The sequence below is a fragment of the Isoptericola halotolerans genome, assembly GCF_003003075.1.
Classification (GTDB): domain Bacteria; phylum Actinomycetota; class Actinomycetes; order Actinomycetales; family Cellulomonadaceae; genus Isoptericola; species Isoptericola halotolerans_A.
Map to the genome: position 1 here is coordinate 67,731 of NZ_PVTX01000011.1, position 14,479 is coordinate 82,209.

General features: G+C 73.0%; 14 protein-coding genes. 4 read left to right on the forward strand and 10 right to left on the reverse strand.

The features are described from left to right. Positions 1-18: 18 nt before the first annotated feature. Both BCL65_RS15280 and BCL65_RS15285 read left to right on the forward strand, forming a co-directional pair. On the forward strand, positions 19-1,314 hold the full coding sequence (locus BCL65_RS15280) for a class I SAM-dependent RNA methyltransferase (RefSeq protein WP_106269381.1): 1,296 nt from the start codon (positions 19-21) through the stop codon (positions 1,312-1,314). Positions 1,315-1,337: 23 nt separating this feature from the next. Continuing rightward, positions 1,338-1,763, forward strand: a complete 426-nt coding sequence (locus BCL65_RS15285; RefSeq protein WP_125206563.1) for a hypothetical protein — start codon at positions 1,338-1,340, stop codon at positions 1,761-1,763. 9 nt (positions 1,764-1,772) lie between these two features. Here the strand turns inward: BCL65_RS15285 and BCL65_RS15290 are convergent, their stop codons facing one another. Continuing rightward, positions 1,773-2,435: a DUF5701 family protein gene (locus tag BCL65_RS15290; RefSeq protein WP_106269383.1), complete on the reverse strand. Its 663-nt coding sequence runs from the start codon at positions 2,433-2,435 to the stop codon at positions 1,773-1,775. Positions 2,436-2,671: 236 nt separating this feature from the next. On the opposite strand from BCL65_RS15290, the gene acnA reads away from it, so the two are divergent. Continuing rightward, complete coding sequence (acnA, locus tag BCL65_RS15295) at positions 2,672-5,443, forward strand: aconitate hydratase AcnA (protein ID WP_106269384.1); 2,772 nt, start codon at positions 2,672-2,674, stop codon at positions 5,441-5,443. A gap of 72 nt (positions 5,444-5,515) precedes the next feature. Here the strand turns inward: acnA and BCL65_RS15300 are convergent, their stop codons facing one another. From BCL65_RS15300 to BCL65_RS15310, 3 genes are all read right to left on the reverse strand, one after another. Continuing rightward, positions 5,516-6,301: a DUF899 family protein gene (locus tag BCL65_RS15300; RefSeq protein ID WP_106269385.1), complete on the reverse strand. Its 786-nt coding sequence runs from the start codon at positions 6,299-6,301 to the stop codon at positions 5,516-5,518. Between the two features lie 129 nt (positions 6,302-6,430). Continuing rightward, complete coding sequence (locus tag BCL65_RS15305; protein WP_106269386.1) at positions 6,431-7,339, reverse strand: sugar phosphate isomerase/epimerase family protein; 909 nt, start codon at positions 7,337-7,339, stop codon at positions 6,431-6,433. A gap of 144 nt (positions 7,340-7,483) precedes the next feature. Further along, positions 7,484-8,389: an alpha/beta fold hydrolase gene (locus tag BCL65_RS15310; protein ID WP_165800045.1), complete on the reverse strand. Its 906-nt coding sequence runs from the start codon at positions 8,387-8,389 to the stop codon at positions 7,484-7,486. A gap of 81 nt (positions 8,390-8,470) precedes the next feature. Here BCL65_RS15310 and BCL65_RS15315 point away from each other — a divergent pair, with 81 nt between their 5' ends. Further along, entirely contained in the window at positions 8,471-9,121 is a 651-nt protein-coding gene (locus BCL65_RS15315; protein ID WP_106269387.1) for a TetR/AcrR family transcriptional regulator, read from the forward strand. Here the strand turns inward: BCL65_RS15315 and BCL65_RS15320 are convergent. The 6 genes from BCL65_RS15320 to BCL65_RS15345 all read right to left on the reverse strand — a co-directional run bounded on the left by BCL65_RS15320 (position 9,114) and on the right by BCL65_RS15345 (position 14,422). Next, positions 9,114-10,463 (reverse strand): permease prefix domain 1-containing protein, encoded by a 1,350-nt coding sequence (locus BCL65_RS15320; protein ID WP_106269388.1) that lies wholly within the window; start codon positions 10,461-10,463, stop codon positions 9,114-9,116. The genes BCL65_RS15315 and BCL65_RS15320 overlap by 8 nt on opposite strands. Further along, positions 10,463-10,837 carry a PadR family transcriptional regulator gene (locus BCL65_RS15325; RefSeq protein ID WP_106269389.1) on the reverse strand — a complete coding sequence of 125 codons (375 nt, stop codon included), beginning with the start codon at positions 10,835-10,837 and terminating at the stop codon, positions 10,463-10,465. The genes BCL65_RS15320 and BCL65_RS15325 overlap by 1 nt, the downstream gene beginning before the upstream one ends. Positions 10,838-10,905: 68 nt before the next feature. Beyond that, positions 10,906-11,337 carry a DUF1801 domain-containing protein gene (locus BCL65_RS15330; RefSeq protein ID WP_106269390.1) on the reverse strand — a complete coding sequence of 144 codons (432 nt, stop codon included), beginning with the start codon at positions 11,335-11,337 and terminating at the stop codon, positions 10,906-10,908. Between the two features lie 17 nt (positions 11,338-11,354). Next, positions 11,355-12,257: an aminoglycoside phosphotransferase family protein gene (locus tag BCL65_RS15335; protein ID WP_106269431.1), complete on the reverse strand. Its 903-nt coding sequence runs from the start codon at positions 12,255-12,257 to the stop codon at positions 11,355-11,357. Positions 12,258-12,267: 10 nt separating this feature from the next. Further along, positions 12,268-12,960, reverse strand: a complete 693-nt coding sequence (locus BCL65_RS15340; RefSeq protein ID WP_106269391.1) for an NUDIX hydrolase — start codon at positions 12,958-12,960, stop codon at positions 12,268-12,270. A 4-nt stretch (positions 12,961-12,964) separates the two neighbouring features. Then, positions 12,965-14,422 (reverse strand): GMP reductase, encoded by a 1,458-nt coding sequence (locus BCL65_RS15345; RefSeq protein ID WP_106269392.1) that lies wholly within the window; start codon positions 14,420-14,422, stop codon positions 12,965-12,967. Positions 14,423-14,479 lie beyond the last annotated feature (57 nt).

Below are 14,479 nucleotides of genomic sequence, written 5' to 3' on the forward strand. Positions count from 1 at the left end.
GCGGGGGACAATGGGGCCGTGACCCGTCCCCGCCGCTCTGCCACCCGCTCCCGCCCCGCCGACCCGGAGGTCGGCCTCGAGCTCGAGCTCGAGATCGGTCCCGTCGCCCACGGCGGCCACTGCGTCGCCCGCCACGAAGGGCGTGTCGTCTTCGTGCGTCACTCCCTGCCCGGTGAGACGGTCCGCGCCCGTGTGACCGAGGGCGGCAAGAAGTTCTGGCGCGCCGACGCCGTCGAGGTCCTCGAGCCGTCGTCCGACCGCGTCGAGCCGGCCTGGCCGGCGGCCGGCCCGGGCGGTGTGGGTGGCGCCGAGCTGTCCCACGTCGCACTGCCCGCGCAGCGACGCTGGAAGGAGGCGGTCGTCGCCGAGCAGCTCCAGCGGCTCGCCGGGCTCGAGACCGACGTGACGGTCGAGGCGGCTCCCGGAGACGACGAGCGCGGGGGGCTCGGCTACCGCACGCGCGTCGAGCTCGTGACGGACGCTGCCGGGCGGGCCGGGATGCGCCGGTTCCGGTCGCACGACGTCGTCCCGCTGGACGTCATGCCGCTCGCGACGCCGGAGGTGCTGGCGCTGGCGAAGTCCGAGGGGGTGTTCACCCGGCGGTGGCGGCCGGGTCAGCGCCTCGAGCTCGTCGCCCCGGCGGGTGGCACCGACGCCCTCCTGCTCGTGGACGGCACGCCGTGGCGTCGCGGGCGGCCCGACTTCCGCCCCAACGCTCGCCGTGCCGTCACCGAGACGGTGGAGGTCAGCGGAGCCGAGCACCGGTACCGCGTGGCCGCCGACGGGTTCTGGCAGGTGCACCGGGAGGCTCCCGCCGTGCTGGGCGGAGCCGTCCTGGACGCCGTCGGCGACGTCTCCGGCGCCACGGTGCTCGACCTGTACTCCGGCGCCGGGCTGTTCACGCTGCCGCTCGCCGCCGCCGTCGGCGACGGCGGGCACGTGGTGGCCGTCGAGGGTGACGAGCAGGCGGTCAAGGACGCCCGGCGCAACGTCCACGGGCTCGATCGGGTGGACCTGCGCCTCGGCGCCGTGGACCGGGTGCTCACGGGTCGTGCCGGCGCCGACGCCGCCCCCGTGCCGGCGGCCGACGTCGTGGTGCTGGACCCGCCGCGCGCCGGCGCCGGCCGCGCCGTCGTGGACGCCATGGCCGACCGTGAGCCGCGCCGGATCGTCTACGTGGCCTGCGACCCGGCCGCGCTCGCCCGCGACATCGGCCTCCTGGGCGAGCGCGGGTACACGCTGACCGGCCTGCGGGCGTTCGACCTCTTCCCCCACACGCACCACGTGGAGGCGGTCGCCGTCCTGGACCGCTGAGCGGACCTCGGTACCGTCGGACCATGCAGGAACGAGGTCCGGTGCGCCGCTGGCTGCCGCTGCGTCTGGCGGTCGTCGCGGTCGTGGTGGGCGCGGCGGTGCTGACGGCGCTGCTCGTGCGCCAGCACGAGGACCCCCGGAGTGAGGACCTCGTGCTGCACAGCTACCAGGGCGGACCGGCCGGTGCGGAGCCCGCGGGGGACTCCGCGCCCGGCTGGGTCCTGGGCGAGGACGGCCGGCTCGCCGTCTACGCGGCCGGCAGCTCGTCGTGCCCGTGGACGCCGACCTCGGTCACGGCTGAGGGCGACCTGGTGACGGTCCGCCTCGAGACGGACGACGAGGGGCCCTGCACCGCGGACCTGGTCTACACCACGCACGTCGTGGCACTTCCGGCGGGTGTCGACCCCGGCGCGCTCGAGGTGGAGCTGGAGCTGGCCGGCCGGGGCTGACCGGTGGCCTCAGGCCACCCGCGACACCGCCGAGGCGAAGCCGAGCCACGTGTGGCGGTTCCCCCACCAGCACCAGCCCACCTTCGCGGCGCCGCGACGCTGCGACCCGTCGCGTCCGGTGCCGTTGGAGATCCAGAGCGCCGGGGTCCGGGTGTCGAACGTCCCGTCGGCCTTCCGCAGCCTGGACCCGATGGTCATGAAGCAGCGGTTGCGCTCCAGCGCGTCGGGCGCCTGCAGCACCCAGTGCAGGCCTTCGGCGAGGGTGAGAGGGCTGCGCCCGCGCCGCTCGAGCTCCGGCGCGGCCTCGGCCGGTGACCAGTTCGCCAGGTCCTCGCCGCGGTCGGGGCCGACGACGGCGTACACGTCGGCCAGGGGCTCCTCCAGCCCGGTGGGGGCGAACTCGTCGGCGTCCGCCATGTCGACCACCACGAACCCCTCGCGGTCGACCGTGCCGGAGCGGGTCCGGACGCTCCGGGTCAGGTGCGGGGCGAGGGTCGAGGGGCGCAGGTGGCGCGGGTGGACCACGAGCAGCGAGCCGTCGGGGGCGTGGGTGGCGAGGTGGGCTGCTGCCGACCGCAGCGCCGCGGCGTCGAGAGGGCCGTCGTCGGGCAGGAGACCGAGGGCGGCGAGGCGGTCGGCCTGGGTGGTCAGCGCGGGGAGGTGAGCGGGCACGGGCGTCCTTCCAGGTGGGGGCCGAGGTTCAACGTCCGTGGTGGCGCCGGTGTTCCCGGCGACGGTCGGGGGTGAGGCCTCCCTAAGTATCTTGACGTCAAGATATATGGGTTATGCTGGGTCCAGCCCGGCGACCTCTGCGTACGCTGGGTGGAGCCCCCGGAAACCTCGGCGTCGGAACCGCTGTCACGTGCCAGCTCGGTGCCCGCGCCGGACAGCCCCTAGAAGGAGCCGCAGTGAGCAGCGTGGACACATTCGGATCGAAGGGAACCCTGGACGTCGCAGGGAGCTCGTACGAGATCTTCCGGCTGTCGGCCGTCGAGGGGCTCGAGCGCCTCCCGTACGCGCTGAAGATCCTCGCCGAGAATCTCCTGCGGACCGAGGACGGCGCGAACATCACCGCCGATCACGTGCGCGCGCTCGCCGGGTGGGACCCGGACGCGCAGCCGAGCACGGAGATCCAGTTCACGCCGGCGCGCGTGATCATGCAGGACTTCACCGGCGTGCCCTGCGTCGTCGACCTCGCCACCATGCGCGAGGCCGTCGCGGAGCTCGGCGGAGACCCCACCCGCATCAACCCGCTGGCGCCCGCCGAGATGGTCATCGACCACTCGGTGCAGATCGACGTCGCGGGCCGCGCCGACGCGTTCGAGCGCAACGTCGAGTTCGAGTACGAGCGCAACCACGAGCGCTACCAGTTCCTGCGCTGGGGCCAGACGGCGTTCGACGACTTCAAGGTCGTCCCGCCCGGCACGGGCATCGTCCACCAGGTCAACATCGAGTACCTGGCGCGCACGGTCATGACGCGCGAGGTCTCCGTGAACGGGGGGGCGCCGGTGCTCCGCGCCTACCCCGACACCTGCGTCGGCACCGACTCGCACACCACGATGGTGAACGGTCTGGGCGTGCTCGGCTGGGGCGTCGGCGGCATCGAGGCCGAGGCCGCGATGCTGGGCCAGCCCGTGTCGATGCTCATCCCGCGCGTGGTCGGCTTCAAGCTGACCGGCGAGATCCCGGCCGGCGTCACCGCCACCGACGTCGTGCTGACGATCACGCAGATGCTGCGCCAGCACGGTGTGGTCGGCAAGTTCGTCGAGTTCTACGGCTCCGGCGTCGGTCAGGTGCCGCTCGCGAACCGCGCCACCATCGGCAACATGTCGCCCGAGTTCGGCTCGACCGCCGCGATCTTCCCGATCGACGGGGTCACCGTCGACTACCTGCGCCTCACCGGCCGGTCCGAGGAGCAGCTCGCGCTCGTGGAGGCGTACGCCAAGGAGCAGGGCCTGTGGCTCGACCCGACGTCGTCCGACTACGTCGAGCCCACGTTCTCCGAGTACATGGAGCTGGACCTGTCCACGGTGGTCCCCTCGATCGCCGGCCCGAAGCGTCCGCAGGACCGCATCGAGCTGTCGAACGCGAAGTCCGCGTTCGCCCGTGACCTGCCGAACTACGCGGCGGACGTCATCGACTCGGTGGACGAGGCCGAGAAGGAGTCCTTCCCGGCCTCCGACTCCCCGTCGACCCACGACCAGGTGCGTCGCACGGTCCCCGTCACCGACTCCGAGGGCAAGCAGTTCGACCTCTTCCACGGTGCCGTCGCGATCGCCTCGATCACGAGCTGCACCAACACGTCGAACCCGTCGGTCATGCTCGCCGCGGCACTGCTGGCCAAGAAGGCCGTCGAGGCCGGCCTCGAGGCCAAGCCGTGGGTCAAGACGTCGATGGCCCCGGGCTCGCAGGTCGTGACCAACTACTACGAGAAGGCCGGCATGTGGCCGTACCTGGAGAAGCTCGGCTTCCACCTGGTCGGCTACGGCTGCGCCACCTGCATCGGCAACTCCGGCCCGCTGGACGAGAAGATCTCCGAGGCGGTCCAGGAGCACGACCTCGCCGTCGTCTCCGTGCTGTCTGGCAACCGCAACTTCGAGGGCCGGATCAACCCGGACGTCAAGATGAACTACCTGGCCTCGCCGCCCCTGGTCATCGCCTACGCCCTGGCCGGCACCATGGAGTTCGACTTCGACGCCGACCCGCTGGGCCGCGACGAGGACGGCAAGCCGATCTTCCTGCGCGACATCTGGCCCACGGCGGCGGAGGTCGAGGAGACCATCGCCTCGTCGATCTCCCGTGACATGTTCACCAAGGACTACGCCGACGTGTTCGCCGGCGACGACCGCTGGCGTGCGCTGGACACCCCCGAGGGCGACACGTTCTCGTGGGACACCGAGTCGACGTACGTGCGCAAGCCCCCGTACTTCGAGGGCATGGGTGCCACGCCGGAGCCGGTCGAGGACATCGCCGGTGCCCGCGTCCTCGCCAAGCTGGGCGACTCCGTCACCACCGACCACATCTCGCCGGCCGGCGCGATCAAGGCCGACAGCCCGGCGGGCAAGTACCTCGCCGAGCACGGGGTGGGACGCCGTGACTTCAACTCCTACGGCTCGCGCCGTGGCAACCACGAGGTGATGATCCGCGGCACGTTCGCGAACATCCGGCTGAAGAACCAGCTCCTGGACGGCGTGGAGGGCGGCTTCACCTACAACTTCGTCAAGGGTGAGCAGGACACCATCTACGACGCGGCCCAGGACTACGCCGCGCAGGGCACCCCGCTGGTGGTGCTGGGCGGCAAGGAGTACGGCTCCGGTTCCTCGCGGGACTGGGCGGCCAAGGGCACCGCGCTGCTCGGCGTCAAGGCGGTCATCACCGAGTCCTTCGAGCGGATCCACCGGTCGAACCTCATCGGCATGGGAGTCCTGCCCCTGCAGTTCCCCGCCGGGGAGTCCGTGCAGTCGCTCGGCCTGGACGGCACCGAGACGTTCGACATCGCCGGCGTCACGGCGCTCAACGAGGGCACGACGCCGGAGACCGTCGCCGTGACCGCGACGAAGAGCGACGGCTCGACCGTCGAGTTCGACGCCGTCGTGCGCATCGACACCCCGGGCGAGGCGGACTACTACCGCAACGGCGGGATCCTGCAGTACGTCCTGCGCGACCTCGTCAACGGCTGAGCCGACGGCGCACCGCACCGACCACGGCGCCCCGTCGCTCCCTCGAGAAGCGGCGGGGCGCCGTGGTCGATATCAGTGCGCGTGCGCGTGGGTGCCGGTTCCCGGGAGGGCGCCGGGGCGGGTCCACTGGACGGTGGGCCTGCCGCCGGTCCAGCTGGTGCCACGGTAGTGCTCGTCCGACATCCAGAACCAGCCGGGCTGCCCGCCCTCCGGCCAGCCGGCGGGGGAGTCCTGCCACGTCTCCCTCCGTCCTCGCACGGTCAGGTCGAGCAGCGCGAGCGTGGGCATGGTCGCCTCCGCTCCCCGGCCGGTGAGCGTGCCGGTGAGGAAGACGCGGTCGCCCTGGCGGAGCCAGGACGTCCACTGGCCGAACTCGTCGCCGGCGACGATCTCGTCGTCGACGTCGGCCACCGAGTACCAGTGGCGGGGGTAGCCCATGAACTCGACGAACGGCTCGAGCTCGTCGTAGGGAGCCTGGGCGAAGACCGCGAACGACACGCCGCGGGCGGTCAGGTAGGCGGGCTCCTGCGTCGCCCAGTAGGTCAGCGTGCACCCCGCGCACTGCCCCGCGATGCCCTGCCCCGCGTGCCACATGTGCTTGTAGACGACGAGCTCCTCGCGGTCTCCGAACAGCTCCACGAGCGTGGTGGGTCCGTCCGGTCCCATCAGAGGTGCCGTGGCGTCCACCTCCGTCATGGGGAGCCGACGGCGGGCGGCGGCGATCGCGTCGCCCTCGCGGGTGTGGGCCTTCTCGCGGTCGAGCAGCTCGGCGCGGGCGGCCTGCCAGGTGTCGTGGTCGACGACGGGCGGCACGGCGTGCCCGGCCTGGACAGGCTCGCTCTGATCGGTGGTGGTCATGGTCTCCTCCTCGTGGGGCTTCCGTGGAGGGGAGACGTCGCGGCGGGCCGGAAGTCATCGGCCGCCGCACATCGCGTGTCCGTTCGACGACGCCGACGGGCCGCGGCGACGCCGCGGCCCGTCGAGAGGTCAGTAGGTGAGGTTGTCGAGGTACTCGAAGCTGTCCTGGGCGAACTCCCGCCCGTCCGGCGCGAAGTCGTACTCGACCGTGTAGTACTTCACGTGGCCGTGGGCTGCCTCGAGGATCGGCTCCCAGTCGATCTCGCCCTCACCGACGTCCGCGAAGGTGGCTCGGGCGTCGCCGTTGAGGAACCCGTCCTTGACGTGCAGGAGCTCGATGCGGTCGCCGTACTCCTCGAGGAGCTCGACGACGTCGACGCCGGCGTCGTACGCCCACAGGACGTCGACCTCGAAGGTGACGTACCGCGGGTCCGTGTTGTCGGCGATGATCTCCCACGCCGACTTCTCCTCGCCCGTGGCGGGGTCGGTGTAGACGGTGGTGAACTCCTGCTGGTGGTTGTGGCCGAAGATCTTGTGCAGCCCCTGCTTCGACGCGGCCTCGCCGAGCCGGTTCAGCGTCGCGGCGGTGGCGAGGGTGTCCTCGTAGCTGCCGATGCCCGGGGACGCGAAGCCGCCCGAGCCGACGTAGTGCTGGCCGATGGTCTTGGAGTAGGCCAGGGTCTGGTCCCACGTGGCCTCGTTGGTGCTGTTGTGCGCCGCCGAGACCTTCAGGCCGTGCTTCTTGACCAGCGCGCGGAACTCCTCGGCGGTGTACCCGGAGAAGTTGCCGCCGAACGGCTCGATGTTCCGGTAGCCCATGTCGGCCAGCTCGCCGAGCACCGAGTCGAGCCCGTCCTCGGCGACCCACGGGATCAGGCTGAACATCTGGATGGAGATCTTGCTGGCCGGCACCGTGCGTCCCGCGTCCTCCGGCGGGGCCGCGGCAGCGCTGCCCGCTGCTGAGAGGGCGAGCGCAAGCCCGGTGGCCGTGGCGGCGGCCGTGCGGAGCCTGCGTCGGGCAGGGGGGTTCTTCGACATCGTCGTCTTCCCTTTCGCGCGTGCGACGTACCGCCGGCGTTGGCGGTGCGGTGCGGGCGGCGGTGACGCGCGCCACAGCACGCCTGCGACACTAAGAGCACTTCTGCCAGGTGTCAACCAAAAGATGCGTAGGCGATCACATCTTTAGAGTGTGCGGGAGCGTGTCCAGGCAGGTGACGCCACGGGCCCGGCGCCCGTCGGACGGGTCGCGGTGACGTGGTCGACGACGGCGCGGAGGACCTCCGGGTCGTCCAGGACGCGGTTGTGGCCCAGCCCTGGCGCGACGAGCATCTCGCTGCCGGGGTGTGCTGCGTGGAGTCGTCGGGCGTTGTCCGGGTCGTTCATCGAGTCGGTGGTGCTCTGCACGAACAGGGTGGGGACGCCGGGCGGGACCGGGTGGCGGGTCAGGTCGAGCTCGGTGCGCGGTGCGCCGACGTCGGGGAACATCACGCGCGCCGCCCGCTCGGCGAGCCGGTCGTGGAGGCGTGGTGGGATCCCGGACTGGCGCACGAACGAGCCGATGACGGACTCGAACCCGGTCGGCGCGGCGATGGCGACGAGCCGGTCGGCGGCCAGGCCGTCGCGCAGCGCCAGGCCGGCGGCCATCGCGCCGAGCGAGTGGCCGACGACGGCGAGGGCGTGACCGGCCTGCTCCTGGACGGCGCGCAGCACCCGGGCGTGCTGGACCGCCTGGGTGCGGCGTCCCGTGGAGTCGCCGTGCGCGACGCCGTCGAACGCCACGGGTCGGAGCCCGGCCGCGAGGAAGGCCTCGACCAGTCGGGCGAGCCGGGAGGCGCGCAGCTGCCATCCGTGGACCAGCAGGACCGGGGGAGCGGCCGCGTCTCCCCAGGCGTAGGTGGCGACACGTTCGCCGTCGATGTCCAGGCTTCCGCGCCGGGCGGCGTCGTGGACCTCGGCGTCCACCGGGCGGACGCGCGCCGGTGGCCCGACGCGGCGCATGGCGCGCACACCGAGCGCGGTGGCGAGCGGTGGGGCCACCGTGCCGAGCAGCCGGAAGCCGGTGCGGACGGGGGGCGGGACGATCGGCACGGGTGCCTCCAGGTGGCGCGGCAAGTAAAAGTACGACCGTTCGCACGGTAACACTGAACGAACGGTCGTACAATCATTCCCATGACGTCGAACGTTGAGGCCCCGCCGACCGACGGGCGCCGGGCGCGGGGCGACCGCTCCCGGCGTGCCGTTCTCGACCATGCCGTGCAGGTCGCCTCCGTCGAAGGCCTGGGCGGCCTGACCTTCGGTTCCTTGGCGACCGCCGCGCCGGTCAACAAGAGCGGCATCGCCGGGCTGTTCGGCTCCAAGGAAGGACTGCAGCTCGCGGTGATCGACCATGCCCGCACGACGTTCGTCGAGGAGGTGATCGCCCCCGCCCGAGCGGCCGAGGCAGGCGTCGCCCGGCTGTGGGCGCTCGTGGAGGCCTGGACGGCCTACTCGCGGTCGCGCGTCTTCACCGGTGGCTGCTTCTTCCGCGCCGCCGAGGTGGAGCTCGACGGGCGGGAGGCCGGTCCCGTGCGCGACGCCGTGGTGGCCGTGCAGGCGCAGTGGGACGGCTACCTGAGCCATCAGGTCGAGCGCGCCGTGGACGCCGGACAGCTCGTCCCGGACGCCGAACCTGCGCAGGTGGCCTTCGAGATCGACGCCCTGCTCGGTGCGGCGAACGACCGGTCGCTGCTCCTGGGCGACGACGGCGTGTACCTCCGGGCGCACCGGGCGATCCGCGCGACCCTCGTCGCGCGCGGGGCTGACCCCGCCGTGCTCAGCTGAAGCCGAAGACGGGCGGGAACACCACCACGACGACGGCGGCCCAGACCGCGTAGACCGGCAGGTAGCTCGTATGCCAGCGTTCCAGCGCGGCGAACCCGCGCCGTCGACGGCAGAATCCCAGGGTGAGCCAGCCCGAGCGGACGAGGTGCACCGCCAGGAGCAGGTTGAGGCCCAGGGCGGCGACCTTGTTCGGGCTCGCGCCGAACTCCGCGATCCGGGTGAGCATGGCGGTCAGGGCCACGGCGTCCACGGCGAGGGCTGCCACCACCATGGCGAGCTGCAGCCCGTCGAACAGGCCGGGTCGCGCCAGCGGGTCCCGCGCCGAGATGGAGTACAGGAGCAGCGCGAGCACGAGGACGAGCACCGCGTCGAGGAGGATGAGCAGCTCGCGGTCGACGGTGGTCAGTCCGCCGGCCGAGACGAGGACCCCGAACGACACCACCAGCATCACGGTGGTCAGCGGGGTGAACACACGGGTCAGCACGGGCGCGATGTTCTCGACGACCTCCTGCTTGGCCTCGACCAGCCAGGCCGCGACCAGCAGCGCGCCGGGCACGCCGAACGGCATCAGCCATCGCTCCAGCACGGGTTCGAGGTCCACGCCGACCAGGCCCAGGAGGCCGAAGGTCAGGCCGACGAGCACCGCGCTGCCCAGCGCGATGAGCACCAGGTAGACGGCGAGCTCGCCGGTGAAGCGGACGAAGTCCATGCGGCGGTCGGCGGACCGCCACCCGCCGCCCGCGTACGCCAACCCGACCAGCGCCCAGAGCACGACCGGTGCGTGGACAGCCGCCAGAGCGGCCGTCGAGCCGGCCGGGTCGAACGGGTAGGCGTTCAGCACGACGCCGAGCGCGACGAACGCCGCGCCCAGCGCGCCGAGCGTGCGTCCGGTGAGGCGCCGCTTCCAGGCGAGGTAGCCGGCCAGGAACGGTGCCACGAGGAGACCGACGTTGCGCAGCAGGACCGTCTCGTCCCAGAAGGTCGCGCCGAGCTTGACGGCCACCCCGGCGCCGACGGCCAGCGCCAGCACGACGGCGAGCTCGCGGCGTGCGGCCGGCGAGCCGTCGCCGTCGGGGCCGTCGGGCACGAGCACGAGCTGCTTCCACAGCCGCTCGGAGTGCTCGCGGGCGAACTCGCGGGAGACGGAGTCCAGGCGGCCCAGGCGCTTGACGGCGACCAGGAACGCCTCGTCGTCGTCGAGGCCGGTGGCCGTGAGGTCGGCGACCCGCTCGCGCAGGTGGTCCTCCATCTCGTCCACGTCGGCCGGGGCGATGGCGCGGTGCCGGTGGACGTAGTCGCGCCAGCGGGCGATCTGGGTCTCGAGGCTGGTGGCGGTGTCCATCAGGCGAGCCCTCCGGCCGCGGCGGGGCCGCTCGGCACCGGGCGGGCCACCGCCTCCCACGCCTGGGTCAGCGCGGCGCTGACGACCTCCCACTGTGCTCGTCGTTCGGCCAGCGCCTCGCGGCCTGCCAGGGTGATGGCGTAGTGCTTGCGCCGGCGTCCCGCGGGGGAGCGGCCCCAGCTCGCCTCGATCAGACCGTTGCGCTCCAGGCGGTGCAGCAGGGGGTAGAGCATCCCGTCCGTCCACTCCATGTGGCCGCCGGAGAGGTCGGCGACGCGCTTGGCGATCGCGTACCCGTAGGACTCGCCCTCGGCGAGGATGCCGAGCACGAGCGGTGTCGCGGAGGCCGCGACGAGGTCCTTGTCGATGTGCATGGGGCTCCATCCCTCGATCTGCTAGGTATTAAACCCTCGCAGATCTAGGGATGGCAAGCGGCGACGCGTCAGGCTCCGCCCTCCCGGGCGCGCAGGCCGTACGTGCCGGCCGTCAGGGTGCGGTAGCAGGTCGCCACGATGCGCTCCAGCACCGCCAGGTCGACCTGCTCGAGGTCCTTGAGGTAGAGGCACCCCACGCCGTGCTGGTGCGGACCCAGGCGCCCGAGCTCCTCGCTGTGCGCCTCGATGCCGTCCATGAGGTAGATCACCGTGCGTGCCTTGCGCGGGGCGAAACCCGCGGCCGCGGCGTCGCCGGACCGGCCCGAGGCGTACTCGTAGCGGTAGCGCCCGAACCCGACGATGCTGCCCTCCCGGTACGGAGCCTCCCCGGTCGCCCGGGACATGAGGCCCAGCAGCGTCTCGGCGTCTCGGCGCCGGACCGGGTGCTCGACGGCGTCGACGAGCTCGCGGACGTCCTGCGGTACCTCTGGTCCGGTCATGGGACCAGTCTGGCCGGTCAGGTGTCGTCGAGCACCCGGGCCAGCGACTCCTCGCCCATGCGGCGCACCCACGCGTTCTCCGGACCGGACTCGAGCATCGACGTCGACATGTTCAGCGCCCAGCCGCGGGCACGGAGCCACACGGGGTCGTCCTGCGGGTAGCGGTCCGCCAGCGCGTCGCGGTAGGCCGCGCGGCCCTCGGCGTCGAGCACGAGCCATCCGGCGGCCAGGTCCGTGGCGGGGTCGCCGGAGGTCATGTCGCCGAAGTCGACGACGGCGGCCAGCGCGTCCCGCTCGCCGCCCGTGCCGGCGTCGGTCAGCACGAGGTTGCCCGGGTGCGGGTCGCCGTGGATCCACACCGGCGGGTCGCCCCAGGGCGGTGCGTCGACCAGGCGGGCCCACAGCGCGAGGACCTTCTCGCCGTCGGGCACCACGCCGCGCTCGACGCGGCCACGCAGGGCCGTTCCGCGGGTGGGCAGCGGAGCGTTGCGGAAGGGGTTGACCGGCGCGTCCGACGGCGCGGGGACATGGAGCGCGCGGTGGAAGGCGGCGAGCGGTCGGGCGATCCGGCGACGCCGTCCGACCGGGACGTCCGCCGCGCGCACGCCGGCGGTCCACGGCACCACGGACCACGACCAGGGGTAGTCCAGGGCGGGGCTCGGGCGGCCGACCCGGACGGCGACGGGCACCACGACCGGCAGCCGCGGAGCCAGCACCGGCAGCCACTGCTGCTCGTGCTCCACGAGGTGCGCGGCGACCTCCCGGCAGGGCACGCGGACGGCCAGGTCGTCCCCGAGCCGCAGCATGACGTTGTCCCAGCCGTTGGCCACGACGCGCAGCGTCCGGTCCGCCAGGTCCGGGTGCTGCTCGGCGAGCAGGCCGCGCACCAGGTCGACGGTGACGTCCAGGTCTGCCTTCATCGCTGGTCGCTCACGCGTCGAGGTCCAGCTCGCGGGCACGGTCCCAGTCCTCGGTCCAGCCGAGGTGGTCGAACAGGGCGTCCAGGATGCCGGCGGTGAACCCCCAGACGAGGTGCTCCGCGTCGCCGTCGTCCACCAGGAACCCCGGGCCGCGCCACTCCCGTCCTCCGCGGCGCAGCACGGTGGTCACCCGGTTCGAGGCGTCCAGCAGGTCGGCCACCGGGGCGCGGAAGACGTGCGCCGATTCGGCCGGGTCGACGACGCCGACGGCGGACTGGCGCGTCCACCACGCGAGCACCGGAGTGACCACGTGGTTGCTGACGGGCATCGGGAGGGACTCCAGGGTGCCGAGCACCTCGACGCCGGCGGTGTCCACCCCGGTCTCCTCGGTGGCCTCGCGCAGGGCCGCCTCGACGACGCCCTCGTCGGGCTCGACCCGGCCGCCCGGGAACGCGACCTGCCCGGCGTGGGAGCGCAGCGTGGCCGCGCGTGCCAGCAGGAGCACGTCGAGGTCCCGGTGCACGGCGAGAGCCTGCGCGTCGTGCTCCGCCGCGAGGGCGTCGAGCACGCCGAACAGCACCAGCACCGCAGCGGGCCGGGCGGCCGACAGGTCGATCTCCCCGCGGGCATGGCGCCAGGGGCCCGCGAAGGTGCCGGCGTCGGCCAGCGCCGCGAGCTGGTCGCGCGCTGCGGGTGCGCTCACGAGGTCACCAGGAGGTGGCCAGGGGCATGCCCTCGGCGTAACCGGCGGCCGACTGCACGCCCACCACGGCACGCTCGGCGAACTCGGCCAGCGTGCGGGCGCCGGCGTACGTGCAGCTCGAGCGCAGCCCCGACGTGATCTCGTCGAGCAGGTCCTCCACGCCGGGGCGGGCCGGGTCGAGATACATCTTGCCGGTCGAGATGCCCTCCTCGTACAAGGCCTTGCGGGCCCGCCCGAACGCCGTACCCGCACCCGCGGTGCGGGCGGCGACGGCGCGCGCCGAGGCCATCCCGAACGATTCCTTGTACTGCCGCCCGGAGCCGTCCTCGTGGAGGTCGCCGGGCGACTCGTACGTCCCGGCGAACCAGGAGCCGATCATCACCTGCGAGGCGCCCGCGGCCAGCGCCAGGGCGACGTCACGCGGGTGCCGCACCCCGCCGTCGGCCCACACGTGCTTGCCGAGCTCGCGCGCGGCGGTGGCGCACTCCAGGACCGCGGAGAACTGCGGGCGGCCGACGGCGGTCTGCATGCGGGTGGTGCACATCGCGCCCGGGCCCACACCGACCTTGAGGATGTCGGCGCCGGCCTCGACGAGGTCGCGCACGCCGTCGGCCGTGACGACGTTGCCGGCCACCACCGGGACGTGCGGGAAGTCCGACCGCACCGCGGCGACCTCGCGCAGCGCGGCCAGCATCTTGTCCTGGTGGCCGTGCGCCGTGTCCACGACGAGCACGTCGACGCCTGCGGCGAGCACCTCACGCGTCTTGGCCGCGACGTCGCCGTTGATGCCGACGGCGGCACCGACCCGCAGGCGTCCCTGCGCGTCGAGCGCGGGGGAGTAGACCGTGGAGCGGACCGCCCCCTTGCGGGTCAGTACGCCCACCAGGACGCCGTCCCGCACGACCGGCGCGAGACGCACCTTCGCGGCGTGCAGGCGCTCGAACGTCGCCTCGAGTCCTTCGGCCTCCACCTGGGCGGCGTCGAGCGTCACCAAGCCGTCGGACGCGACGGCGCCCACCTGGGCGAACCGGTCGACGGCGAGGCAGTCGGCCTCGGTGACGACGCCCACCGGGCGGCCTTCGTCGACCACCACGGCGGCACCGTGCGACCGCTTGCCGAGCAGGCTCAGGACCGCCGCCACGGTCTCGGTGGGGGACACGGTGACCGGCGTCTCGATCACCGGGTCCTTGGACTTGGTGTCCGCCACGACGTCCGCCACCACCTCGACGGGCACGTCCTGCGGCAGGATCGCGACCCCGCCGCGCCGGGCGACGGTCTCGGACATGCGGCGCCCGGACACGGCCGTCATGTTGGCGACCACGATCGGGATGGTGGTCCCCGTGCCGTCGTCGGTGGACAGGTCGACGTCGAACCGGCTCGTCACGTCGGAGCGCGACGGGACCATGAAGACGTCGCCGTAGGTCAGGTCGGTGGTGGGCCGTTGGCCGTCGAGGAAGCGCACCCTGCGAATCTACCGCCCGCACCGCACACAAGAACCTCACCGTCGCGGCGATAGAGT